Source organism: Sorangium sp. So ce128 (genome assembly GCF_051525245.1).
In the GTDB taxonomy this organism is placed as follows: Bacteria; Myxococcota_A; Polyangia; order Polyangiales; family Polyangiaceae; genus Sorangium; species Sorangium cellulosum_B.
The window spans coordinates 3,676,129-3,700,741 of record NZ_CP150313.1 but is presented as its reverse complement, the minus strand read 5'-3'; the positions used below and the strand labels follow the sequence as shown (position 1 = coordinate 3,700,741).

Below are 24,613 nucleotides of genomic sequence, written 5' to 3'. Positions count from 1 at the left end.
TCATGCAAGGGCGCGCCGGTCAGCGACGCTTGGAGCGGCGGGGACCGTCGGGCACGAGCACGTAACGGCTCGACGACGGCTCGGGCTGCCGGAGGAGCTCGGCTCGGAGCAGCGCCTCCGCGAGCCGCGCCTCGATGACCTCGTCCGTGACGCCTGGCTCGAGGGTCACCACCGCGGCCTGGATGTCGCGCGCCAGGGCGTCGAACTCCGCGCTGTCGAAGGCGTAGATGTCGTCGGGGAACAGGAGCGCGAGCGGCTTCCGCTCCACGGCCGTGTTCGTCAGCGCCGCCAGGTCGCTCTCGACGATGAGCATGACGCGAGCCCGCAGGCACATCCCCCTGCAGCGCGCCGCCAGCGCCTCGGACGAGCCGACGAGCAGGACCGATCGAGGCGCGTTGACCGCCTTGGTGGCCTCGTCGTCCCCGTGCTCCTGAGTCATTCCCTGAAGAGTACGTGAACGAGCGGATGAAGCCATCCCTCTTGCGCCGCTCACGCCATCGCGGTGGTCGTCAAGCAGCCGGTCGGGGCAAGGCGAGCCGAGCCGCCGCGGCCCCGGCCCGCGCGCTACTCCCTGCAGCGAGCCGCCGCGACGAGCGCGAGGACAAGGGCGCTCGACGCGAGCAGGGCGGCGCTCGCGGGCTGCCCGAGCCCGAGCGGCGGCGGACCGCCGAGGAGGTTGACGGCGTTGCCCCGGGGCAACAGTGCGCCGATCACCCCGGCCGAGCCACCGAGCAGGAGATCGGCAGCGAGCGGCACGAAGCGGCCGAGGCCGCGCCGGAGAAAGGTCGCACCGAGCGAGAACCAGCCAGCGTAGGCGGCTCCGGTGAGCGCGCCGATCCACCCACTGACGAGCATGTCTCGGACGAATGGCGCAGCGCCGGGACCATGGGCGGCGGCGACGACGACGACGGCGAGCAGCGCTCCCACGATGGCGGAAGCGAGGGCCGTGGACAGGGCGATGCCGAGCGCGACATGGTGGGACGAGGCGCCGAAGCGGGCCGCCGGCCAGGCCGCGTCGCGCAGCGTGGTGCGATCGGCGGCGTCGGCGGCGAGGGCGAAGATCGTGAGCGGCGTGGCGAGGCGGAACGTGGAGAGCAGCGCCCGGTCCACGGCCCCGGAAGGCCCGAACGCGATCTCGATGACCGCGGCCGCGACCGCGAGCGCGGCGCCGAGCCCCAACGCCAGCAGCGGACGCCGCGCGCGGAGGCGGCTCAGGGTCATCTCCATCCCGAGGCGGACGCCCGTCAGCGCGCGCCCGCCCCGCTCGACCCCCCCTTCCGCTGGAGGAAGCGGCCGCGCTGCGGCGCTCGATGCGCTCTCACCCACCATCGTGGCGTCCTGTCTCCGTGGCGCGCGGCGAACCGTCGGCCCCCGGCGGGTCGGCCCCGATCCGTCCGCCGGCAGCGGCATCGCCGTGCGCCGACAGCGGCTCACCAGCGGGCGCGGACGGACCGTCCGACGGCCGGCTGAGCGGCGCTGCCAGGCCGAGCGGCGTCGGTGCGTCGAACGCCGCCACCGCAAACGGCCCCTCGGGCGCGCCCGGCAGCGGGGCGGCGCCCTCGATCGCGGGTGCGCCGAAGGGCCGGCGCGAGCGAACGGCGGCCAGGTGCAGCGCGGTCGCCGCCCGCACGTCGTGCATCGACGGGGGCGGCGAGGAGATCGCGAGGAGCGTGACGTCCTCCCTCGCGGCCGCATCCAGGATCGCGAGCGCGGCCGCCTCCCTGTCCGCGGCCCGGATCCGCAGCGTCGACGACGCCTCCGCCGGCCCCTGCTCCCACGCGCCCGCGCGCACGGCGGGAGCGCTCGCGAGCGCCGCGGCGAGCGCGCGAGCGCCGGGCGCGTCGGGCGCCCGCTCATGGACGAGCACGTGGATCTCGACCTCGGGCCGCCCCGCGCCCGGCGGGTCCGCGCCCGGGGCAGCGGCGAGGTGGTCGCCGGCGCCAGGCTCGGTTCGCGCGATGACGCCGCGATCGAGCACGTGGATGCGGTCGGCCAGGGCGCTCGCGTCGACGGTCGAGGACGTGACGAGCACGACGCAGGCGCCAGCTGCAGCGAGGGCGCGCAGGCGCTCTCGGACCGGCTCCGGAGACGGCACGGCGACGTCGGCGAACGGCTCGACGAGGCAGAGCAGGAGCGGCCGCGGCACCCCGAGGGCGAGCGACAGCTCGACCGCCCGGGCCTCGGAGAAGCTCAGCGAGGCCGCGCGGCGGGCGAGGAGCGGCGCGACGCCGAGCGGCTCGAGGAGCGCCGCGGCGCCGCTCGCGGGCGCGCCGCGGGCCCGGAGCGCGACCGACATGCACGACGCCACCGACGCGCCGTCGGGCAGCTCCGGGGTGGCGGCGAGGACGCCGATCCGCGCCCGCGTCGCCGCGCTCCGGCGCGGGTCGCGCCCCGCCACGAGGACGCGGCCGGCGAGGGGGGCTGCGCGCCCTGCGAGCACCTCCGCGAGGGCGAGCGTCCCGTCCTCCGGGGCGCCGAGCACCGCGTGCACGCCCGGGCCGAGCGCCAAGGACAGGCCCGAGAGGCCCCCCCGAGGGCGCCCCTCTTCGCCGGCGCCGTCGCGCGCGCGCACGCCCTCGAGCACCACGACAGGAGCGTTCGGGCTCATCCTGCAGGGCCTCCCGCCGAGCGGGCCGCGAAGGAGAGGAACGCGCCGAGCGCTCCCGGGATCGACCACCTCGAGTCGCCGGCGAGATCGGCGAGCCCCCAGGGGACGAGGGTCAGCACCAGGAACAGGGCGCGTCCTCGCGCCCCGGCGACGCGGCCGCTCGCCGCGGCGAGGCCGCCGAGCGTCACACCGGAGACCACGCCGAACAGGGCGAGCGCGGCGCCGTACGCGAGGTGCTGGAGGCCGAGCAGCAGCGAGCCGGAGAGGAGCGACGCGAGCACCGAGAGCGCGGCCAGCGGGAGCGCGACGACGCGCGCGACCTCGAGCATCGCGGCGAGGCTGCGCACGCCATGGAGCGAGGCCCGCGAGATCCCCCGCGCGGCGGCGAGCGCCTCGATGCCGTCGCGGCGGTCGGCCCCCGGGCGATCGTGCGCCGCGGCGAGGGCGATGGGGCCGGCGGCCGCCCACGCGAGCCCGCGCGCCGCGGACCCGAGCAGCGCCTCCAGCGAGGTCGTCCCGTCGTCCAGCCGGAGCACGAGCGCCATGACGCCGCACCCCAGCGAGATGAGCGCCGCCATGGCGAGGCCGAGCCGCCCGCCGCGCGCGCCGCGGAGCCGCGCGCAGCCGAGCGCGACGGCTGCGCGCAGCGAGCGCCGCGCGGCCGCGCGCCGCCGTACCGGATCGTCCGGACGCTTGCTCGGCGCGTCGCGCGGTTCGGGGTCGTGCGGGCGGGTCATCGGTGGGAGCGTGCGGACGGCGCGGCGGCGACGCGCGCTGCTAGCGCTGCCCTTCCAGGCGCCCGGGCGCAAGGCGAATGTGCCGCGGACCGGAGCGCGCCGCCGGAATGTGGTGCCGCCGCGCGCCAGCGCCACCCGTTACGACGGCGTCGCGACCGCGAGCCCCTGCGCGCTCGTCGCGACGCCGAGGGGACTCAGTCGTACGAGAGCCCGCGGCGGCCCTTGTGCTTGCGCTTGCGCTCCTTGTCGGCGACGCCGATCTTGCCCCACTCGTAGGTGATTCGACGGCGGAAGGCGCCCAGCGCATCGCCGCCGTACAGGAAGAGCTCGCGCGGCGAGTCCGTCTCGCCGATCGTGGGCTCCCAGAGATCCGACGGGACGAACGCGAGCAGCGCCGGCGCGCTCATGCGCATCCGGCCGATGAGGAGCCCGCACGTCGTCCCGTCGCCCGGGCGCGCCCGCTTCGCGCGCTTGCCGCGGCCGCGCGGCGCCCCGTTCACGCCGGCCGGCCGCGCGCAGCCGCCGCCGAGCACGAGCTCCTCGTTGCCCCGGGGGTGCCAGGTCCACATGCGCTCCACGCTGAACGCCCCCTCGGCCGACCCGGCCCGGGACGCGTTGCGCACCTCCTCCGGCGCGAGCGCCGCGAGCTGCGCCGCCGCGCGCGCGTCGACGAGCGGCTCCAGCCGGAGCGGGCGATCGCGCGTCACCTCGAGCACCACCTCGAAGCTGTTCACCTCGCCGGCACAGCAGCGGACGCCGACCTCGGGGCGGCGCGTGTCCGGCTTGGCGCCGCGACCGTGGGCGCATCGCCCCACGAGCTCGCCCGTCGGCCCGTTGCCTCCGCGCAGCGTGACGAGCCCCGACTTGCCGCTGTCCCGCTGCCACTGGCTCGAGGTCCACGTCCATACGCCGCCATGGAGATCGTGCACCCCGAACGCGCTCACGCACCCGGCGTTCACCCCGTTGGGCGTCAGGACCCGGCTCTGCCCGGTCGCGCAGACCGGCGCCTTGTACGTGTCGCCGTACTCGTACGTGGTGTTGTCCGGCCCCTTGCAGGCCCGCTCGATCTCGAGCTCCGTGCAGAGGCGCTTGCCCTGCGCCTCGCACAGCGCGCGCGCCTCGTCCTGCGCGATGTTCGTGGTCGGGATCGCGCCGACCTCGTTGGGGTACGAGAAGGTGTCGATGTAGAAGCCGTGCATCACGACCTGCGCGCCCGCCATCTCCTCGTCGGCGATGCGCGGCAGCCGGTCCGGCGGCGTGCCCGCGATGAGCACGCCCTTCGGGATCCACGCCATGCCGGGGCGCGGCTCCGGCTCGGTCTGGCTCACGTCCCAGGGCGGGGCGGCGTCGAGATCGGCGTCCGTGCCCGGCGAGGCGCCGCCGCGATCGCAGCCGGGAGCGGCCGCGAGGAGGCCTGCGAGCGAGGCGGCGGCGGCGAGGGCCTTCCCCCCCGGCGCGCGGACGGAGCGCTGCTCGCCGAGGCCCACAGGCTCACTCGGCGTCGCGCTCGCGGAGGTTCAGCTCCTTCATCTTGAGCTGGAGCCCCTTGCGCGAGATCTTGAGGAGCCGCGCGGCGTGGGTGACGTTGCCGTGCGTCTGCTTGAGGGCGCGCTCGATGAGGTCGCGCTCGAGCTTGCTCATCGCCGCCTTCACCTGCTCCTTGAGGCCGTCGGGCGTCGACGGCGCGGCGGAGGTGTCCGCGGCGGCGGCCACGAGCGGCAGCGACGCGCCGGCCGCCGACGTGGCGCCGCCGCGGATCTCCTCCGGCAGGTCGTCGAGGCGGATGCGCGCGCCGTCGGCGAAGAGCAGCGCCCGCTCGACGACGTTCTCGAGCTCGCGGATGTTCCCCGGCCAGGCGTGCGAGGCCAGGCGCTCGAGCGCCTCGGGCTCGATGCTCTCGATGCTCTTCTTGAGGCGCGCGTTGAACTTCGCGACGAAGTGGGTGCAGAGGTGAGGGATGTCGCTCCTCCGGTCGCGCAGCGCGGGGAGCGCGATCGGGACGACGTTGAGCCGATAGAAGAGGTCTTCCCGGAACGTGCCCGCCGCGATCTCCCGCTTGAGGTCGCGGTTGGTGGCGGCGACGAGCCGGACGTCGACGTGGATGGTCTTGATGCCCCCGACCCGCTCGAACTCGCTCTCCTGCAGGACGCGCAGGAGCTTCACCTGCATCTCGTTCGGGATCTCGCCGATCTCGTCGAGGAAGAGCGTCCCGCCGGAGGCGAGCTCGAAGCGCCCCGGCTTGGAGGCGACCGCGCCGGTGAAGGCCCCGCGCTCGTAGCCGAAGAGCTCCGACTCCATGAGGTCCTTCGGGATGGCCGCGCAGTTGACCTTGATGAACGGCCGGTCGCGACGGCCGGAGTTCTCGTGCAGCGCCCGCGCGACGAGCTCCTTCCCGGTGCCGCTCTCGCCGCTGATGAGCACCGTGGTCGGCGTGTCGGCGACCCGCTCGAGGATCGCGTAGAGCTCCTGGATGGGCGGGCTCTCGCCGATGATGCCGAACCGGTCGGAGCCCCCCCGGGGCTGCGCCGCCGAGACGTCCCGCGTCGCGTCCGCGCTCGCGAGATCGCGGGTGCGGAGGGCCTTCTTCACGACGACGCGCACCTCGTTCTGATCGAACGGCTTCGTGATGTAGTCGAACGCGCCCGTCTTGAGCGCCTCGACGGCGTTGTCGACGGTCCCGTGCGCCGTGAGCAGCACCACAGGCCGCGACGGGTCGTCGCGGAGCGCGGCGCGGAGCAGGTCCATGCCGTCGACCTTGGGCATCCGGAGATCGGTGATGACCAGATCGATGTGGTGCTCCTTCAGGAACGCGAGCCCCTCCTCGCCGTCTTCCGCGGTGTGGACCTCGTAGCCATCCCGGCCGAGCTGGGCGCTGAGGACTCGCCGGAGGTTCGCCTCGTCATCCACGACGAGGATCTGCTTCTTTTCGGGGAGCATCACCGGGCGAGACTAGCAGAACCGGAAACCAAGCAAGCGCCGGGACCGTCTCTCGACGCTCCGGTCGGCCGCCCTCGCGCCGCGCGGGCGGCGTTCCCGTCCCGCTCCCGCGGCCGCCCTCCCATGCCGTCCCCCGGCCGTCGCTTCGCTCGGCGCTCCCGTCCCGTTCCCCTGGCCGCCGCTTCGCTCGGCGCTCGCCACGCCGGTCGGCAGGCCGAACGCATTGCCCCGAGGTCCGCAACTATTCCTTTTTCTCGCTGCCGGCGAAGCGGATCAGTATGCTGCGGCCACTTCTCGGAGGGCGGCTCGGATGCGTGTGCTTCGGACTTGGCTGGTCGGTCTCGGCGCGGGGATATTCCTCGCCGCGGGGTTGGCCTTAGCAGGAGATCCGGCCATCGAGTACCCCGAGTGCTACCGCACGGCGACCCCCGCCGACCTGGAAGGCGCCAAGGGGGCGCACAAGGCCGCCACCCAGTTCTACGAGCGCGCTGACTACGATCGCGCCATCCAGTACTGGAAGGACGCTTACCAGCTCGACTGCTCGGCGCACGGCGTGCTGATCAACATCGCCAACGCCTACGAGAAGAAGGGCGAGCGGGCCGAGGCGGTCACGGCGCTGGAGACCTACCTGGCCCGCACGCCGGACGCGAGCGACGCGCAGACGATCCAGGACAAGATCCAGAATCTCAAGAACGCCCTCCGGCCGGCGCCGAGCGCCAGCGCGAGCGCGTCCGCGTCGGCGCCGGCGGTGCTCCCGACGGCCCCCACCGCCTCGGCGATCCCGGACCGCCCCAAGGAGGAGCCTCCGCCGCAGCCTCCTTACGGCTATTCGCCGTGGGTCGCGACGGGCGCCGGGGTCGTCACGCTGCTGGTCGGCGGGATCCTGACCTCGAGCGGCTTCGCGGACATCGGCGCCGCCGAGGACCGTTGCCCGTCGCGCAAGGGCTGCGCGGAGGAGGTGGCCGAGAAGGGCAATCAGGGGCGCACGCACGCGACGGTCGGCGGCGTGCTGCTCGGGTTGGGCGCCGCCGGCGTCGCCGGTGGCCTCATCTGGGAGCTCGGGTTCAACCAGCCCTGGCCCAGCAGGATCCAGCTGACGCCGGTCGCTGGACCCGGCGCGGCCGGGCTCGGCATGACCGGCCGCTTCTGAGGGCCGGCTTCCTGGCGACCCGCTGCCTTTCGCCGGGCGCGACGGCGACGGGGTCGGGCGCCCCGACGGCGCGGAACGGCGGGGAGGCAGAGGCTGGCAAGAGAGCGCCGCCTCGCGAGCGGGCGCTCACCGGCGCATCGTCTACTCTCCTGTCGTGCGTCTCAGCTCCTACGCCCGCTCGCCCCTGACACGGCGCCGTCTGCACAGGATCGCGCTCCCCTGCGCGCTGCTCGCCGCGCTGACGGGCACGATGGCGGCGGTGCTCGCCGATTGCGACGCCCCTGCGCCCGCGATCTCGCGGGTCGGCCGTTTCCTCGTGCCCACGGCCGTCGCGGCGCCCGCCGATCCCTCCGCTCCACCCAGCATCGCGCTCCTCGCGACGCCTCCGGGGGCGGCCCGGACCACGCTCCACATCGCGCCGATCGGCGGAGCCAAGGCCGGTCCCGCGCTCGCCACGCTCCGGCACCTGAGCGACGCCGTGGTCCGCGCCCGCGTCGTCCCGCGAACGCGGCTCGTGGTCGCGACCGCCGAGACGAGCCCGTCCAGCGACCGCTCGTTCAACGCGAGCCTCTTCCGGATCCAGCCGGGCGCAGAGCCCGTCGCGCTCTGCGACGGCGTGGTCCACGCGAGCCGCCCGCTCGTCACCGCCGAGGGGCGCGTCTTCGTCTCACGCGGCGTCGCCGGCCCGGAGCCGCAGCCCGACAACGACCCCGCGCAGCTCCGGGTCGACGCGCTCACCATCGACGAGGTCGACCTCGCCACCGGCGCGCTCCGCACCGTGCACCGACACACCGGCCACCTCGCCTTCCTCGCCGGCGCGTGGAACGGCGAGCTCGTCCTCTACCGCGTCTCCCCGGCGTCGGCCGACATCGTCCTCGTGGACCCCGACTCCGGCGCGACGCGGGCGATCGCCCCGTCGATCCCGCCGTTCGCGCGCGATTTCTCGATCGACGCCGCGGCGGGCGCGCTCGTGTTCCAGGAGCGGCACGAGACCGACCCTGGCATGTGGGTCATCGATCGGATCGATCTCGCCCGGGGCAAGCGCACCCGGCTCGAGGCGAGCGCGAGCCACGGCCTCGCCCCGTACGCCTGGCCGGGCGGCGGGCTCGCGTACACGCCCGAGCGCGCCACCGGCTTATTCGTCGTCGGCGCGCGCGCCACGGTCCGCAGCCCGCTCGGCCCCGGCATCGACGCCATCCAGGCCGTCTCGCAGGACGCGGCGTGGGTGGCGGCGCTGCACACGAACCCGTCCGCCTTCGCCGTCCCCTTCGCGATCCGGGTGGAGAGCGGCGAGGTCGCCGCGATCCCTGCGCCACCCGGAGCGCGCATCGCGGTCGCCGGCTTCACCGCCGCGAAGGAGGAGCCGTGACGGGCCGCCTTCTCCTGATCCCGGCGGCGCTCTCCGCGGCCGCGCTGGTCGCGCCGGCCGCGCGCGCCGCGTACTGCCCCTGCTTCACCGCGTCGAGCGCGTACAACGATCGCGGCTGCGCGATCGAGGCCGTGCCCGGGATCAACCCCTCCGTCGCGGAGTGGAACGCCATCTTCGACCGCGTCTCGCGGGGCCCCGAGGCCTGGGGCGAGGCCGGCCCGCCGGCCTTCAACCTCGGTCAGGGCTGCGACCTGCCCGAGGCGCGGCGCGACGTTCCCGCCACGTTCCCCTGCGAGCTGCTCAAGGCGATCGCCATGCAGGAGTCGGGGTGGCAGCAGTTCTGCGCGCCGGACCGGCCCATGGACCAGGCTGGGGAGAGCTCGCGGACGATCATCTCCTTCGATTGCGGCTACGGCGCCTCGCAGATCACGAGCGGCATGCGGAGCGGCGACAGCCCGGATTTCGATCCGCGCCGCGTGGCCGCGGAGCCGACCTACAACGCGGCCACCGGCACCCAGATCCTGGCCTCGAAGTGGAGGGCCACGCGCTGCGTCGGCGACCGGCAACCCGCGTTCATCGAGCACTGGTACAGCGCCGTGTGGGCCTACAACGGGCTCGCGTACGTCAACAACCCGAACAACCCCAACTACGACGCGGGCCGCGGCGTCTACGACCCGGCGATCGGCGGCGCCGTTCCGTACCAGGAGCGGGTGTTCGGCTGGATGGAGCACACCGCGGGGCGCTGGGAGAGGACCGAGGTCGCCTACCCTGACCTGGGCGAGATCGGCGGCACAGGCGCGCCGCCCGCGCTCTCCGATCCCCGCTGCGCGTCGCCGACGGACTGCACGCGCAAACGTCCCCTCCATCTCACGCGCTGCGCGGACGACGGCGGCGCAGGCGGGAGCGGCGGCGCAGGCGGGAGCGGCGGCGCAGGCAGCGGCGGCGGCGCAGGCGGGAGCGGCGGTGAAGGCGGCGGCACGGGCGGCAGCGGCGGCACAGGCGGGAGCGGCGGCGACGCCGGTGACGCCGGCGGCGCGCCCATCACGACCGCAGGCCCCGGAGGCGCTGGAGCCCCGCTGGGCAACGACGACGACCACGACGACGAGACGACGGTCGGCATCTACGGCCGATGCTCCTGCGACGCGCCCGGGAACGGCGCGGCCGCGGGTGCGGCGTCCTGGCTCTCGCTCGGCGCCGGGGCGCTCGCGGTCGCATGGCGCCGGAGGCTTCCGAGGCGACGCCGCGCCGACTAACCTCGCATCCATGCCGCCTCCGCTGGGATCCGAGCACATCGCGGCGTGGGCTGCCCGGCGCGGCCTCGCCTTCACCGCGCGCCCCGACGAGGCCTGGTTCCGCCGCTGGGAGCCCTACGACACGATCGCGCCGCCCTCCGCGTACCTCTCCGCGTGCACGTGGACGGCGAACCCCGGGCACGCGGTGATCGCCGAGCCCTGGTACGCCGAGGGCGAAGCCGAGCCCCTCGAGCGGACGCTGCTCGGCTTCGCGGCGCACCCGGCGCTCCAGCGCCGCGCCTCGATGCGCGTCGGCGAGCATTTCCTGACGCGCGTCGCCTTCATCGAGAGCGCTCCCCCGCCCCGGGTCACCCTCGACGATGCGCTCTGGGACGCCCACGTGACGACCTTCGCCGCCTCCCAGCGCGAGGCCGCCGGCGCGTTCCATCCGCGGCTGCGCAAGCTCCTCGCCCGCCGCGGTTTCCAGGGGCACCTCGAGCTCCGCCCTGGCGGCCTCGTGGTCCACTGCGCCGGCCTGCGGCCCATCCCGGAGCACTACGAGCGGCTGCTCGGCGTCGTGCGCGAGCTCGTCAACGCGGCGATCCCGCACGCCTGAGCGCGCACGAACGCGGCGATCGCGACGCCCGCGAGCCCCCGCAGGGGCGGGGCCGGCCAGGTCCGCTGACCAGCCCCGCCGACCAGCCCTGTCGACGCGTCCGCCGCGCCGTTCTAGGCTCACCGACCATGGCCAAGGTCCTGGTCGTCGAGGATGAGCCGGCCATCGCCGAGTCGATCGCCTACTTCCTGCGCCGCGACGGGTTCGCGGCCACCGTCACCACCACGCTCGCGGCCGCGGAGCGGGAGATCGACAAGGCCGACCTCATCATCCTCGATCTCATGCTCCCCGACGGCAGCGGCTTCGACCTGATCGGCCAGGCGCGGCGGAGCGCGGCGCGCGCCGCGATCATCGTCCTGTCGAGCCGCGACAGCGAGGCCGACCGCGTCGCCGCGCTCGAGACCGGCGCCGACGACTACGTGACCAAGCCGTTCTCCCCCCGGGAGATCGTGGCGCGGGTGCGAGCCGTCCTGCGCCGCGCCGCGCGGCCCTCGCCGTCCGCCGCCTCGCCCGCGCCGCTGCCGCTCGTGGTCGACGAGGCCACGCGGCGCGCGTACGTGAGCGGCCAGAAGGTCGACCTCACCCGCGTCGAGTTCGATCTGCTCGCCTGCATGCTCGCCGCGCCGGGCAGGGTCTTCACGCGCGCGCAGCTCATCGATCGCGTCTGGGGCGACGGGTTCGCGATCACCGACCGGACCATCGACTCGCACGTGAAGGGGCTCCGGAAGAAGGTCGTCGAGGCCGGCGGCGACGCCGACCTCATCGAGACGGTCCGCGGCGTCGGCTACCGCGTCGCGGACAAGCCGGGCCCCGCGGAAGGCGGCGGTTGACGCATGCTGCGCCTCGTCGTCACCGCGGCGGCGGCGGTCTCGCTCATCCTGCTCGTCGCGCTGTTCGCCTCGCGCCTCGTCCGCGCCCGGACGGCGGGGATGAGCATCCGGATGCAGATCTTCATCGCGCTCGGCGGCATCGTCGGCGCGTTTGCGTTCGGGCTCGGGCTGCTCGTCATCGATCGCATCGAGGCGCGCGCGACGCTGCTCGCCGAGGGCAGCGCGCGCGACGAGGCGGCCGCGTTCGCCGCCGTGGCCGCGATGGAGATGGAGGTGCGCGGCGTCGATCTCGCGGCGGTGCGCGCGCTCGACGGCGAGGCCGAGGGCCCGACCGCCCAGAGCATCGCGCTGCTCGATCCCGAGGGCCGCGTGCTCCGGGCGCGCGGCGCCTCGCCGGGCGAGCCCGGGACCGTCTTCGTGACCGCGCCCATCCAGGTCCGCGGCCAGCGCGTCGGCAGCGTGCAGGTCGTGAAGCCGACCATCGTGGTGCAGCGGATGGTCGCCGACTTCGCCCCGCCAATCCTCGTGCTCAGCACGGTGCTCGGCGCCGCGGCGGCGATCTCGTCGTTCCTGATCGGCCGCACCATCGCGACGCCGATCGAGGCGCTCACCGAGTTCGCGGTGCGCGTGAGCGAGGGCGAGGTGCGCGCGGCGACGCCGCCGGCGCAGGGCCGCGAGGTCCAGCGGCTGACGCGCGCCATCGACTCGATGCGGCGCCAGATCGAGGGCCGCCCCTTCGTCGAGACGTTCGCCGCGGATCTCTCGCACGAGCTCAAGAACCCCGTCGCCGCGATCCGCGCGAGCGCCGAGGTGCTCTCCGAGGGCGCGCTCGACGACGCCGAGGAGGCCGCCCGCTTCGTCGCGCGCATCCGCGAGGCGACCACGCGGATCGAGGCGCTCCTCGGGGAGCTGCTGTCGCTCGCGCGCCTCGAGGCGCGCGGCGTGGAGCACGCCGCGGTGGTCGACCTGGTCGCGATCGCAGAGGCCGCCGCGGCGCGGGCGCGAGAGCGCGGCAGCCGCGTCGAGCTCGACGCGCCGAGCTCGGCGACGGTGCGGGGCGACGAGCAGTGGCTCTCGCGCGCCGTCGACAACCTGCTCGACAACGCACAGACGCACGGCGACGCCGCGGCCCCCGTCCAGATCGCCGTGTCTCGCGTGGGCGGACAGGTCGCGATCTCGATCCGCAACCGCGGCGAGATCGGGCGGCATGTCGCGGGCCGCCTTTTCCGCCGTTTCGTGACGACCCGCGCCGACCGGGGCGGCACCGGCCTGGGCCTCGCGATCGTCAAGGCGATCGCCGAGGCCCACAGCGGCTCGGCCGAGTGCACCCACCGCGGGCCGCCCGAGGTCGAGTTCAAGCTCTCGCTGCCGGGGGCCTGATCCTGTGAAAGGATGAGCTCTCTCGCCATGCCGCCCCTCCCGGCGACCCTTTTGGTTTCCGGGAGGTTTCCTCGGTTTGACAGCGCACCGGATCGGTGGTGCGAAGGCGCGGCGGTGGTCTTCGGGCGAGCGAGCGCGTGCCAAAGAGCTCGCGCACCCGTCAGCGGCCAGAGCGCTTTGAGCTCTCCCGCGCCATCCTCCACAGAACCTCCACGATCGCACCACCGTCGGCCCCCCTGCCGCGCTCATGCTCGGCGCAGAGTCCGTCGTCGTCCCCAGCCAGGAAAGCCCATGACGTCCAGCAATCTCCCCAAGCACGTCGCGATCATCCTCGATGGCAATGGCCGCTGGGCGGCGGCGCGGGGGCTCCCCCGCATGCGGGGGCACCAGCACGGGGCGCAGGCCGTGCGCACCTCGGTGCGCGCTTGCCGCGATCGCGGCATCCCGTACCTCACGCTCTACGCGTTCAGCGTGGCGAACTGGTCGAGGCCCAAGGACGAGATCGACGCGCTGATGCGCATCTGCCAGGAGTTCGCCGAGGGGGAGCACGACGAGCTGATCCGTCGAGGGATCGCGGTTCAGGTGGTCGGGGATCTCGAGGACATCCCGACGCCGACGCGGCGCGCGATGGAAAAGCTCGTGGAGGACACCGCCGGGGGCACCGAGATGACCCTGGCGCTCGCGCTGAGCTACGGCGGTCGCCGCGACATGGCGAACGCCATGCGCGCGCTCGCGGTCCGCGCGCGGGCCGGGCTGGTCATCCCGGAGGAGATCAACGAGAAGTCGCTCCGGAACTTCCTGACGACCAGCGCGATGCCGGATCCCGATCTCATCATCCGCACCGGCGGAGAGAAGCGCCTCAGCGACTTCCTGCTCTTCGAGGCCGCGTACGCGGAGCTGTTCTTCACCGACACGCTCTGGCCCGATTTCACCGAGGCGACCTTCGACGAGGCGGTCGCGACCTACAGCCGGCGACAGCGGCGTTACGGCCGGACCGGCGAGCAGGTCCGCCGCCTGGCCGCGTCGACCTGAGCGGACGTCGCCGGGGCGCTCGCCGCGCCCACGGCGCTGGCGACGCTCGTAACGCTCGTAACGCTCGTAACGCTCGATTCCGCGTCCGCGATGCAGTACGAGAGATGCGCTTGTCGTCCAAGCGCCCGTAGCTCAGCTGGATAGAGCAGCGGCCTTCTAAGCCGCGGGTCGCAGGTTCGAATCCTGCCGGGCGTGCCGAACGTCCTCGGTGCGTCGCTTGACGGTGCTGCCCGGCGCGGACCACCATGTCCCTGACGCCATGAACAAGAGGGTCGCGCTCGTGCTGGGCGCTCTGGTGCTGGGCGCGGCCGTCGCGCTCGCGGCGGGGCGGGTGCGCGCCCAGGGGCTCACGCCGAGCGTCCCCGCGCCGCGGTGGGAGCAGGACTGCGAGCAGGCGCACGGCGTGGACGAGGCCCGCGCCATCGCGAAGGCGCGGGGCGAGGGCGGCTGGGAGCTCGTGGCGCTCGACGCCGGTGTGATGTGCTTCAAGCGGCCGGTCCCGGCGCCTCCGAAGCCGGCCGATCCCTGGCCGGGCTACTGACGCACCGCCGCTCCCCTGCCCGCCGTTCGAGGCGGAGGAGCGCCCGAGGCGGCGCAGCGACGGCCCTTCTCGGCCGGCGCGCTGCGTGTCAGCGTTCGGCATGATCGAACTCGGCGACCGGCGCTATGCGCTGCCCGCGCGCAAGACGGTGGTGTTCTGCGTCGACGGGTGCGGGCCGGAGTACCTCGACCAGGCGCTCGCGGACGGGCTGATGCCGCGGCTCGCGGGCACGCTCGCCGCCGGCGGCCTGTATGTGCGCGGTCGAGGCCAGATCCCGAGCTTCACGAACCCGAACAACGTGTCGATTGTCACCGGCCAGCCGGCGCGCGTGCACGGCATCTCGGGCAACTATTACCTCGACGCCGCCACGGGGGAGGAGGTGCCGATGAACGATCCTCGGTTCCTGCGCGTCCCGACGCTCTTCGAGAAGATGGAGCAGGCGGGCGTCAGGACCCTCTGCGTCACGGCCAAGGACAAGCTCCGCGCGCTCCTCGGCGCCTGCCGCGAGGGGGGCCCTCGCCCGATCTCGCTGTCGGCGGAGAAGGCGCACGAGCAGGCCATCCCGGAGCACGGGATCGGCTCGATCACCGCCGCGGTCGGCCGCGAGAGCCCGTCGATCTACGACTGGGACATCTCCCACTACGCCATGGAGATGGGCCTCGCGCTGCACGAGCGGCTCTCGGCCACGCTGCTCTACGTGTCGCTGACCGACTACGTGCAGCACAAGGAGCCGCCGCGCGGGCCGATGTCCGATCGGTTCTACGCCCGCTTCGACGCCCTCTTCGGCGAGTACCTCGACGCCGGCTTCGTCTGCGGCATCACCGCGGATCACGGCATGAACGACAAGACCGCGCAGGACGGCTCACCGAACGTGCGCTACCTGGACGACGCGCTGCGCGAGGCCGGCATCTCGGGCTTCCGCGTGCTCCTGCCGATCACCGACCCGTACGTCGTGCACCACGGCGCGCTCGGGTCGTACGCGACCGTGTACCTCGGCGCGCCGGACGACGGCGCGCGCGCCGCGCAGGTCCTCGCGCGGCTCCCGGGCGTGGAGCTCGTCCTGACCCGGGAGGAGGCCGCGCGGCGCTTCGCGCTGCCGCCGGATCGGATCGGCGACCTCGTCGTCCTCGGCGATCGGAGCACGGTGCTCGGCAAGAGCGCGGCCTACCACGACCTCTCCGCCGTGCAGCGCGGGCTCAGGTCCCACGGCGGCCTGCACGAGGCGGAGGTGCCGATCCTCGCGAGCCACCCGCTCCGGCCCGGGGAGCGCGCCTGGCTCCTCGGCGCGGAGGCAGCCGACGCCGACGCCGCGCGGGGCCGGCCGAGCGCGCTGTCGAACGCGGACGTCTTCGATCTGGTGCTCAACCGACTCTCGACCGCCATGGCCTAGCGCCGACGATCGAGCGCCTGAAGGGGGGACAGGGATGGGCTCGATGCTCTCAATCGATCGACCAGCGTTCCATTTTCCGTGCCTGATCGGGGGAAGACCGGTGAACCGGGACGAGGTCATCCTCGTGCGCTCCCCGTTCACGGGGGAGGTGATCGGCAGCGTGCCGAGGCTCGACGAGGGGGCGGTGCTGGAGGCGCTCGCGAGCGCCTCCTCCGGCCCGCCGCGGCTCTCTCGCCACGAGCGCAGCGAGATCCTGCTCCGCGCCGCGGCGCACATCGAGGCGCAGGCGGGGGCGGTGGCGCGGCTCATCACGTGGGAGAGCGGGCTCTGCCTCAAGGACACGGCCTATGAGGTGCGACGCGCGCTCGACGTGCTCCGCTTCTCCGCGTACGAAGCGCTCCGCGACGACGGCCAGTGCCTCGCGTTCGACATCTCGGCGAACGGCAAGCCCCGGCGGGGGTACACGCTGCGCGAGCCGCTCCGCCTGGTGACGGCGATCACCCCGTTCAACCACCCGCTCAACCAGGTCGCCCACAAGGTCGCGCCGAGCGTCGCGAGCGGCAGCTCCATGGTGCTCAAGCCGTCGGAGAAGACGCCCCTCTCCGCGATCTACCTCGCGGCCGTGCTGCACGAGTCGGGGCTGCCGCCCGGCATGCTCAGCGTCGTGACCGGCGATCCGGCGGAGATCGGGCGCGCGCTCGTGACCCACCCGGCCGTGGAGCTCGTGAGCTTCACCGGCGGGGTCGAGATCGGCAAGCGCATCGCCGGCCTGCTCGGCTACCGGCGCGCGGTGCTCGAGCTCGGCGGCAACGACCCGCTCATCGTGCTCGACGACGCCGATCTCGACGAGGCCGTGCGGCTCGCGGCGTACGGCTGTTACAGGAACTCGGGGCAGCGCTGCACGGCGGTAAAGCGGCTCATCGTGAGCGAGCGCGTCGCCGACGAGTTCGCCGGCCGCCTCGCCGCCGCGTCGGCGCAGATCAAGGTGGGCGATCCGCTCGATCCGGCGACCGACATGGGGACGGTGATCTCCGAGGCCGCGGCGCGGCAGCTCGAGGCGGCGGCCGAGGACACGCTCGCGCGCGGCGCCCGGCTGCTGTTCGGGAACGAGCGCCGCGGGGCCCTGTACGGCCCCACCGTGATGGATCATGTCCCGCGGGACGCCCCCTCCGTGCAGCACGAGACCTTCGGCCCGCACGCGCCCATCCTGCGGGTGAGGGACATCGACGAGGCGATCGCGGTGGCGAACGGGACGAGCTACGGCCTCTCCGCCGGCGTCTGCACGAACGACCTGGGGCGCGTCCACAGGCTCGTGCGGGAGCTCCGCTGCGGCACGGTGAACGTGCGCGAGGTGCCGGGGTACCGGTCCGAGCTGTCGCCGTTCGGGGGGATCAAGGACAGCGGCATCGGGATCAAGGAGGGCGTCGTCGAGGCGATGAAGTCGATGACCAACGTGAAGCTCTACACGGTCCCCTGGGAGTGAGGGGGCGCCGACGCTTCCCCGTACCGCCTCGGCGCGCGCCGTTGTAAGCGGATCGGCATGAGCGGAGAGTCCCTATCGGAGCGAGAGTTCGACGACGTGGCCGATCGGTCGCTGCGCGCGCTGGATCGAGCGATCAACGAGATCCCCGACGGCGTCGAGGCCGACCTGCAGAGCGGCATCCTCACCCTGGAGTTCGAGGACGGCATCAAGTACGTCATCAACAGCCACCGCGCGGCGCGGCAGATCTGGATGGCCGCCGAGCGGGCCGCGTGGCACTTCGACTACCGGCCGTCCGAGGACCGCTGGGTGGCCCAGAAGTCGGGCGAAGACCTCTGGAGCACGCTCGATGCCGTGCTGTCCCGGAAGCTCGACCGCGCCGTGAAGCTCGCTCGCTGAGCCGCGCGGTCCGCGGCGCGAGGTGCATCACAGGGCGAAGCGGATGCCGAGCCCTCCGAGCAGGCCGGTCACGGAGGCGCCGACCCGGAGGTCGAACGCGACGCGGTCCCACGGGCGAAGCGCGAGCCCGATCTCGGGCAGGACGAGCCACGGATAGACGAGCGGCCGCAGGCCTTGAGGCCGCCCCTTGGGACGGGTGAACCAGCTCGGCTCGACATAGCCTGGGTAGTGATCCGCGTCGTAATCGAGCTCGTTGCAGTACCGGAAGCTCCCGATCGGATTGTTGGGTCCGCGGCATTTCACATAGCGGTACGGGTCCCCCGGCACGAAGGAGCCCGGGTCGCCAGGCACCGCGTCGCCGGGATATGCCTGGGTCCGGTAGAGGTCGCCCATGAACGTCCAGCCCACGCCAAGGCCGGCCCCGACGCGGAAGGCGAACAGCTCGTCTCGATCGAGCGGGATGTTCCAGACCAGGCGGACCCCCGCCTGGAGCGCCTGGAGATCGCTCTCGACGATCTCGTAGTCGGTGTCCGGGTGTCCCTTCGGCTTGAACGGCGTCTCGTCCATCCAGAAGCGCGCGTAGGCGACAGAGAAGACGAGATCGAACCGCCGCCCGAGCCGCGTGGACAGCGAGATGTCTCCGCCGGGGACGAGGACGTCCCGCCCCCCTTCCCCGAGGAGCCCGAACATGAGCTGAGGGATGAAGAAGCCCTGGAATCCTGCGCCGAGCCACACGTCGCGCTGCCTGCGCGGGCTGGGCGGCGTGGGCTCGGGCAACTCGACGGCGGGCTTCGGCCTCTCGTCGGGGCCCGTCGCGACGCGCGGCTTGTCCTCGGCCGACTTCTCGGCGGCGCGAGGCGGCTTCTTCGCGACCGGCTTCTCGGCGGCGCGAGGCGGCTTCTTCGCGACCGGCTTCTCGGCGGCGCGAGGCGGCTTCCTCTCCGGCGGCTTCTTCGCGACCGGCTTCTTCGGTGGCTTTTTCTCCGCCGGCTTCTTCGCGATCGGCTTCGCCGGCGGCTTCTTCTCCGGCGGCTTCTCCGCGACCGGCTTCTCCGCGACCGGCTTCTCCGGCGGCTTCTCCGGTGGTTTCTTCGCGACAGGCTTCTCCGGCGGCTTCTTCCCCCCGGGCTTCGGCTTGAGGCGCAGCTTGATCTCGCGCCGCTGCTTCTCCTTCAGCGTGATCTTCTGCGACGTCTCCTCGTGGCCCTCGGCCCTGGCGACGATCACCAGCACCTCGCCCGGATCGAACCGGTGCGGCGCCGACGGCTCGCTGATCACCTCCCCGTCGATCTCGACCACCAGCCCCTCGTACGGCTCCGCCGGCGTGACGACGAGCGTCGGGATGCGCGCATCGAGCTGAGCTGCCTTCTTCTTGGCCGATGTGATGGCCGCGACATCCCGCGCGTTGTAGCCGGGCGCCTTCTTCTCGCTCGCGACCTTGTGATAGATCTCGCTGGCCTTCAGCAGCTCGCCTTGCTTGACGTAGCAGTCGGCGAGCGGAACCGCCGAGCTCGGGCGATGCCGCTGGCTCTCGGCGGACTCGAGCAGCGGGATCGCCCGCTTGCAGAAGCCGCCTCTGGCTGCGTTCATGCCCTGGTTCGCCTCCTTGTCGCCGGGTCCGGCGAACACCGGAGGGGCGAGCAGCACAGCCAGGAGGCCGAAGAGAGAAGCGATCGGAAGACGCAAGAGGCGCTCAGTCTACCACTGCCCCCCGCGAGGCGCGCGGGACGGACCGGGCGCTGCGACGCTACGACCGCGGATGTCGCGAACGGCGCGGCCCGAGGTAAGGAGCAGCGCCAGGGATCGCCCACATTGGCCCCTGCGTTGCCTGGCGGCTGGCTCGACGGAGCGAGCGGGGCCTGGACGGCCCACCGTCCGGGCAGATAGCGCAGACCCCGGCGAAAGCGCGGGATCTCGTCAGGTTCCAAGAGCGCTCCCCGGCGCGCCGAGCGCCGCAGACGAAAAGCTCGACGGATTCCGCTTTACACCTTCGACGCTGGCCGAGAGCCCCTGTAAGCTCCCCCGGAATGGCTTCCGGCGCAGGTATCGAAGGACCGCACGGGCTGGGCGAGAGCACCAGCGCAGAGGGATCGGGCGGCGGTGTTTTGTCCGGGCCCGTGCGACGCACATTGAAGGCAGGCGAGATCCCGAACACGCTGATCGAGTGCACGCACTCGGTCGAGTGCGCGGGCTGTCCGCTCATCGCGGGTGATTACGCGGAGCAGCTCGGCACCAAGCGTGCTCGGGTCGTGTCCGCAGCCGCGCACTACCCATCGCTCGGGCTGCTCCAGACGAGCTCGGTCATCCCGGCCGATCCGATCACCGGCTATCGCGGTCGAGCCAAGCTCATCGTCGCCCCCTCCGGCGCGATCGGGCTGTACGGCCGCACGGGACATCACGAGGTCGTCGACATCCCGGGCTGCCGGGTCCTCACCCCGGCCCTCGCCGCGGTCACCTCGCGGCTGCGCGAGCTGATCGCGTCGCCGCCGCCGGAGGTCCGGCCGCTGCTCCTCCCGTACGACCCGGCGAGGGGCGGCGTGCTCCGCGCCCTCGATCTGCGCGAGGTCCACCTCGCGCCCGGGACGCCGCTCTTCGCGGAGGCGGGAGCGACAGAGGACAACCCGGCGTTCGTGCTGGTCACGTTCGTCCTGCAGCGCGAGCGCGCGTGCACGCGCGACGAGCTGCGGGAGGCCGGCCGCGCCATCCGCCCGATGCTCCCGCGCGTCATCGGCGTCGCGGCGAACTTCCACGACGCGGAGGCGCCGCAGATCCTCGGGCCCGAGACGATCGTGCTCGACGGCGCCGCGCACGCGGAGGACCGGATCGGGCAGACCTACCACATCGCCGCGTTCGGCTCGTTCGTGCAGGCGCACCGCGCGCAGGCCGCGCGCGTGCACGCCCTCCTGCTCCGCGAGATCGCGTCGCTCGAGAACGACGGGCCCGTCATCGAGGGAGAGGCCGCGCTCGGCCCCGCCTCCCGGCGCAAGGAGCCGCCGCGCATCCTGGATCTGTACGGCGGCTCGGGCGCGATCTCGCTCGCCCTCGCGCAGGGCGGCAACCGGGTCCTCATGGTCGAGTCCTTCGCGCCCGCGGCGGCGAACGCCCGCGCCGCGGCCGAGGCCCAGGGCCTCAGCCAGCGCGTGGAGGTGCGCACCGGCGACGTCGCGGAGATCGTCAGCTCCCTCGTCAACAGCTCGGAGAAGTTCGACGGCATCGTGGTCAACCCGCCGCGCCGCGGCGTCTCCCCGACGGCGCGCGAGGCGATCGCGCGCCTCGGCGCGCCGCTGCTCGTCTACGTCTCGTGTGATCCCGACACGCTCGCGCGCGACCTCGATCACTTCTGCCGCCTCGGGTACTCGTCGACGGAGCTCACGCCGCTCGACATGATCCCGCTCACGGAGGAGATCGAGACGATCGCCGCGCTCCGCCGGACGCCCCCGCCCGCGCCGAAGGTCATCTACGACGACGACGGCGTGCTGGTCGTCGAGAAGGGCCCCCACGAGCCGGTGGCCACGCAGCCGGAGTACCTCGGCTCGCTGCTCGCCCGGTGCGCCCGCATCCCGGGCAGCACGACGACGCCCATCATCGTGCACCCGCTGGATCCGGGCACGAGCGGCCTGGTCATGCTCGCGCGGAGCGAGGAGGCGGCCGCGCGCTGGGGCGAGGCGCTCGTGAAGACGGGGCGCCTCATCTACCTCGCCGCGGCCAAGGGCGTCACGCCGGGCAAGGGCGCGATCACCCGCGATCTCCGCGAAGGGACGCGCACGTACACGGCGCGCACGCGGTACCGCCGCCTCGCGGTCGCCTCGGGCCACTCGATCCTCCGCGTCATCCCGGACGGCGGGCGCACGCACCAGATCCGGCGGCACCTCGCCGCGATCGGGCACCCGATCCTCGGCGACGAGCGCTACGGTCACGTGCCCACGAACCGGTACTTCGAGGAGAAGCACGGGCTCGATCGCTCGTTCGTGCACCTCGTGCGCATCGAGATCGAGCACCCCCGCACCGGGGTGAAGATGATCATCGAGTCAACGCTGCCCGGCGATCTGCGCTCCGCCCTGGAGCGCTCGACCGGCCCCTCGGTCCTCCGCTTCCTCGAGCAGAAGCACGCCCTCGGCGAGCAGCGCGCCGTGCCCGTCCTGACGACCGCGAGCGACGAGCCCGCGCCGAGCAGCAGGATGATCCCGCTCCGCCCCGAGGACGCGGAGTCCGCGCCTCCTCCCTCCATCCGCAGCCCCGGGCCCATCTCGATCCGCGTCCCGGATCTGGACGAGTCGCCCCGGACCATCCGGCACCCCATCATCTCGACCGGCGACGAGGACTGAGCGGCGCGCGCCGCCGCTCGGCCACCCCGGCGAGGCGGGCCCGCTCCTGTGCCCGACCCGCCCACCTTGGTGCGATGCGCTGCGAGCGGATCTGGTAGGCTTACCGGCCGCATGTCCACGTTTCCAGAAGACCGCCCTCGCATCCTCGTCGTGGACGACGAGAAGGTGATCCGCGACATGCTGGCCGACTTCCTCGGCATGGAGGGCTACTACGTCCGCACGGCGGAGGACGGCTCCAGCGCGCTGAACGAGCTCACGAAGGGTCACTACGATCTCGTGATCAGCGATCTCAAGATGCCGCGGATGGGCGGCATCGCGCTGCTGGACGAGATCGGCAAGACGGCGCCGAACGCGCTCACGGTCATCATGACGGGCTTCGGCACCGTCGAGACCGCGATCGACGCGATGAAGCGCGGCGCCTACGACTACGTGCTCAAGCCGTTCAAGCTGGACGAGGTGGTGCACGTCGTCCAGCGCGGGATCGAGAAGCAACGGATGGCTGCCGAGAACATCCGGCTGCGCGAGGCGGTGTCGCTCTACAAGGTGAGCGAGGCCATCGCGGCGAGCCTCTCGCTCGACCAGGTGCTGGAGACCGTCGCCGACAGCTGCCTCCACGAGGTGTGCGGCGATCTCATCTCGACCTGGCTCGACGACGGCGAGGGCGGCTTCTTCGAGCGCCAGCACCTCCGCGGCCCCTCCATCCCGGCGGGCGCCGACCTCGGGCGGCTCGACCCCGCGCTCGTGCTCGATCACTTCCGGCCCGACGCGCAGCTCCTCGAGCAGGGCATGAAGGGGCTCAGGTTCTTCGCGGCGGAGCCGGCGCTCCCGCTCCAGTCGCTCGTCGCCGTGCCGCTCCGCATCCAGAAGCGGCTCATGGGCTTCCTCGCCGTCGCGTCGTTCACGCGGACGAGGCGCTTCGACGAGGGGCAGCGCAAGCTGCTCAGCATCATCGGCTCGCGCGCCGCCGCGGCGATCGAGAACGCGCGCCTTTACCAGGATCTCCAGGCGACGTTCCAGCAGACGATCGAGGGCCTCGCCAAGGCGATCGACAAGATGGACCGCTACACCTCGGGCCACTCGGATCGGGTCGCCGTCTACGCCGTGCTGCTGGCGCAGCGGCTCGGCCTCGGCCCGCACGAGATCGAGATCGTCCGGCAGAGCGCGCTCATGCACGACATCGGCAAGATCGGGTGCGTGCTCAACCTGAACAAGCCGGGCAAGCTCACGAACGACGAGTACGAGGTGTTCAAGCGGCACCCCGCCTACGGGCGTGACATCCTCGACCCGATCAAGTTCCTGCACCCGCTCATCCCCGGCGTGCACCTGCACCACGAGCGCTGGGACGGGCGCGGCTACCCGCTCCGGATGCGGGGCAACGAGATCCCGATCATCGCGCGCATCATCTCCGTGGCCGACACGTACGACGCCATGACGAGCGACCGCTCGTACCGCCGCGCGCTCCCCCACGAGGTCGCGGTGACCGAGATCGAGCGGTGCTCGGGCTCGCAGTTCGACCCCGAGATCGCGGCCACCTTCACGACGCACATCGAGGCCTACCGCGAGGAGCGGCGGGCGCGGGGCGAGAAGGTCCCGGAGTAGCCATGCCGACCACCTCGCTCCGCGACCTCCTCCAGCCCGCGAACGGCCAGACGACGTCCGTCGAGGCGCCCCGGCCGAGGCGCGCGCGCGCCGTGTGGATCGGCCGGCGCCGCTATGCCCCGATCCACGATCTGCAGAAGCAGCTCGTCGAGGCGCGCGCGCAGGGGCGGATCGGCGACACGATCCTGCTCCTCGAGCACGATCCCGTGATCACGCTCGGCCCGCGAGCGAACCCCGAGAACGTGCTCCTCGACGCCCGCGCGCTGGACGAGCGCGACATCGACCTCGTCGCGACGGGGCGCGGGGGCGACGTCACCTACCACGGCCCAGGCCAGCTCGTGTGCTACCCGCTGCTCGATCTCAGGCCGGACCGCTGCGACGTGCGCAGGTACGTGCGCTCGCTCGCGGAGGTGATGATCCTGCTCGCGCGCGAGCACCACGTCGAGGGCGGCGTGGTCGACGGCATGATCGGCGTCTGGGTCGATCGCGCCGCCCCGGAGGCGTGGGGCGGCGCCGAGTGGGCGCGCGAGATCGCGAAGCTCGGCGCGATCGGCGTGCGCCTGTCGCGATGGCTCACGATGCACGGCTTCGCGTTCAACATCGCGGTGGACCTCAAGGCGTTCGAGCTGATCGTGCCCTGCGGCATCCGAGAGCACGGCGTGACGTCGCTCCACCAGCTCACCGGGCGGAAGCTCACCGTCGCCGAGGTCGCCCTCGCCAGCGCGCCGCTGCTCACCCGCGGGCTCGAGCTCGACGTCGCCTGCGTCGAGGATCTGTCGGCGGTCACGGATCTCGCGGGCGCGCTCCTCGCCCCGGAGGCCAGCGCCGCCGAGGGCCGGAGCGCGCCCTAGGCGCGCGCCGGCCTCCGGGGCGAGAGCGCGCCGACGTTGCGCGTCGCACGACGCGCGCTCCGCGGGTGACGCCGGCGCCCGGGACGTGGAGCACGCTGCGTCGCGGAGGCAGTGTCGCTCGGCCGTGCCGTGGGCTA

The 24,613-nt window shown here is 73.3% G+C and carries 21 protein-coding genes and 1 tRNA gene; 15 read left to right on the top strand and 7 right to left on the bottom strand.

Features of this window, described 5'->3' with window-relative positions:
• Window positions 1-19 precede the first annotated feature (19 nt).
• The 6 genes from WME82_RS14410 to WME82_RS14385 all read right to left on the bottom strand — a co-directional run bounded on the left by WME82_RS14410 (window position 20) and on the right by WME82_RS14385 (window position 6,282).
• Window positions 20-439, bottom strand: a complete 420-nt coding sequence (locus tag WME82_RS14410; protein WP_272103474.1) for a hypothetical protein — start codon at window positions 437-439, stop codon at window positions 20-22.
• A gap of 125 nt (window positions 440-564) precedes the next feature.
• The gene (locus WME82_RS14405; protein ID WP_438043301.1) at window positions 565-1,329 is read right to left on the bottom strand and encodes a hypothetical protein; all 765 of its coding nucleotides are present in this window, start codon (window positions 1,327-1,329) and stop codon (window positions 565-567) included.
• Window positions 1,319-2,608 carry an ABC transporter ATP-binding protein gene (locus tag WME82_RS14400; RefSeq protein WP_438043300.1) on the bottom strand — a complete coding sequence of 430 codons (1,290 nt, stop codon included), beginning with the start codon at window positions 2,606-2,608 and terminating at the stop codon, window positions 1,319-1,321. The genes WME82_RS14405 and WME82_RS14400 overlap by 11 nt, the downstream gene beginning before the upstream one ends.
• Entirely contained in the window at window positions 2,605-3,345 is a 741-nt protein-coding gene (locus WME82_RS14395) for a hypothetical protein (protein WP_438043299.1), read from the bottom strand. Before WME82_RS14395 ends, WME82_RS14400 begins: the two co-directional genes overlap by 4 nt.
• A 194-nt stretch (window positions 3,346-3,539) precedes the next feature.
• Window positions 3,540-4,832 (bottom strand): formylglycine-generating enzyme family protein, encoded by a 1,293-nt coding sequence (locus tag WME82_RS14390; RefSeq protein WP_437916038.1) that lies wholly within the window; start codon window positions 4,830-4,832, stop codon window positions 3,540-3,542.
• A 4-nt stretch (window positions 4,833-4,836) separates the two neighbouring features.
• Window positions 4,837-6,282, bottom strand: a complete 1,446-nt coding sequence (locus tag WME82_RS14385) for a sigma-54-dependent transcriptional regulator (RefSeq protein ID WP_438044890.1) — start codon at window positions 6,280-6,282, stop codon at window positions 4,837-4,839.
• Window positions 6,283-6,652: 370 nt separating this feature from the next.
• On the opposite strand from WME82_RS14385, the gene WME82_RS14380 reads away from it, so the two are divergent.
• From WME82_RS14380 to cyaY, 12 genes are all read left to right on the top strand, one after another.
• The gene (locus WME82_RS14380; protein ID WP_438043298.1) at window positions 6,653-7,432 is read left to right on the top strand and encodes a tetratricopeptide repeat protein; all 780 of its coding nucleotides are present in this window, start codon (window positions 6,653-6,655) and stop codon (window positions 7,430-7,432) included.
• Between the two features lie 154 nt (window positions 7,433-7,586).
• Window positions 7,587-8,801, top strand: a complete 1,215-nt coding sequence (locus tag WME82_RS14375) for a hypothetical protein (RefSeq protein WP_438043297.1) — start codon at window positions 7,587-7,589, stop codon at window positions 8,799-8,801.
• On the top strand, window positions 8,798-10,054 hold the full coding sequence (locus WME82_RS14370) for a hypothetical protein (RefSeq protein WP_438043296.1): 1,257 nt from the start codon (window positions 8,798-8,800) through the stop codon (window positions 10,052-10,054). The genes WME82_RS14375 and WME82_RS14370 overlap by 4 nt, the downstream gene beginning before the upstream one ends.
• 10 nt (window positions 10,055-10,064) lie before the next feature.
• Window positions 10,065-10,649: a hypothetical protein gene (locus WME82_RS14365; protein WP_437871567.1), complete on the top strand. Its 585-nt coding sequence runs from the start codon at window positions 10,065-10,067 to the stop codon at window positions 10,647-10,649.
• Window positions 10,650-10,777: 128 nt separating this feature from the next.
• Window positions 10,778-11,479, top strand: a complete 702-nt coding sequence (locus WME82_RS14360) for a winged helix-turn-helix domain-containing protein (RefSeq protein WP_438043295.1) — start codon at window positions 10,778-10,780, stop codon at window positions 11,477-11,479.
• A 3-nt stretch (window positions 11,480-11,482) separates the two neighbouring features.
• The gene (locus WME82_RS14355; RefSeq protein WP_438043294.1) at window positions 11,483-12,859 is read left to right on the top strand and encodes a histidine kinase dimerization/phospho-acceptor domain-containing protein; all 1,377 of its coding nucleotides are present in this window, start codon (window positions 11,483-11,485) and stop codon (window positions 12,857-12,859) included.
• A 291-nt stretch (window positions 12,860-13,150) separates the two neighbouring features.
• Window positions 13,151-13,891 carry a polyprenyl diphosphate synthase gene (gene uppS / locus WME82_RS14350; RefSeq protein WP_437745996.1) on the top strand — a complete coding sequence of 247 codons (741 nt, stop codon included), beginning with the start codon at window positions 13,151-13,153 and terminating at the stop codon, window positions 13,889-13,891.
• Window positions 13,892-14,012: 121 nt separating this feature from the next.
• Window positions 14,013-14,086 (top strand) — tRNA-Arg (locus WME82_RS14345).
• A gap of 64 nt (window positions 14,087-14,150) precedes the next feature.
• Window positions 14,151-14,432 (top strand): hypothetical protein, encoded by a 282-nt coding sequence (locus WME82_RS14340; protein ID WP_438043293.1) that lies wholly within the window; start codon window positions 14,151-14,153, stop codon window positions 14,430-14,432.
• A gap of 100 nt (window positions 14,433-14,532) precedes the next feature.
• Window positions 14,533-15,822 carry a phosphonoacetate hydrolase gene (phnA, locus tag WME82_RS14335; RefSeq protein WP_438043292.1) on the top strand — a complete coding sequence of 430 codons (1,290 nt, stop codon included), beginning with the start codon at window positions 14,533-14,535 and terminating at the stop codon, window positions 15,820-15,822.
• Between the two features lie 34 nt (window positions 15,823-15,856).
• Complete coding sequence (gene phnY / locus WME82_RS14330) at window positions 15,857-17,305, top strand: phosphonoacetaldehyde dehydrogenase (RefSeq protein ID WP_438043291.1); 1,449 nt, start codon at window positions 15,857-15,859, stop codon at window positions 17,303-17,305.
• Window positions 17,306-17,362: 57 nt separating this feature from the next.
• A complete protein-coding gene (gene cyaY / locus WME82_RS14325; RefSeq protein WP_438043290.1) occupies window positions 17,363-17,701 on the top strand; it encodes an iron donor protein CyaY in 339 nt (112 codons plus the stop codon).
• Between the two features lie 27 nt (window positions 17,702-17,728).
• Here the strand turns inward: cyaY and WME82_RS14320 are convergent, their stop codons facing one another.
• Window positions 17,729-19,387: a hypothetical protein gene (locus WME82_RS14320; protein WP_438043289.1), complete on the bottom strand. Its 1,659-nt coding sequence runs from the start codon at window positions 19,385-19,387 to the stop codon at window positions 17,729-17,731.
• A gap of 431 nt (window positions 19,388-19,818) precedes the next feature.
• Between WME82_RS14320 and WME82_RS14315 the strand changes: the two genes are divergently transcribed.
• The 3 genes from WME82_RS14315 to lipB all read left to right on the top strand — a co-directional run bounded on the left by WME82_RS14315 (window position 19,819) and on the right by lipB (window position 24,476).
• Window positions 19,819-22,026, top strand: coding sequence for a pseudouridine synthase (locus WME82_RS14315; RefSeq protein ID WP_438043288.1), 2,208 nt, complete (start codon window positions 19,819-19,821; stop codon window positions 22,024-22,026).
• Between the two features lie 111 nt (window positions 22,027-22,137).
• Complete coding sequence (locus WME82_RS14310) at window positions 22,138-23,625, top strand: HD domain-containing phosphohydrolase (RefSeq protein WP_437745990.1); 1,488 nt, start codon at window positions 22,138-22,140, stop codon at window positions 23,623-23,625.
• A gap of 2 nt (window positions 23,626-23,627) precedes the next feature.
• Complete coding sequence (gene lipB / locus WME82_RS14305; RefSeq protein ID WP_438043287.1) at window positions 23,628-24,476, top strand: lipoyl(octanoyl) transferase LipB; 849 nt, start codon at window positions 23,628-23,630, stop codon at window positions 24,474-24,476.
• Window positions 24,477-24,613: the final 137 nt, after the last annotated feature.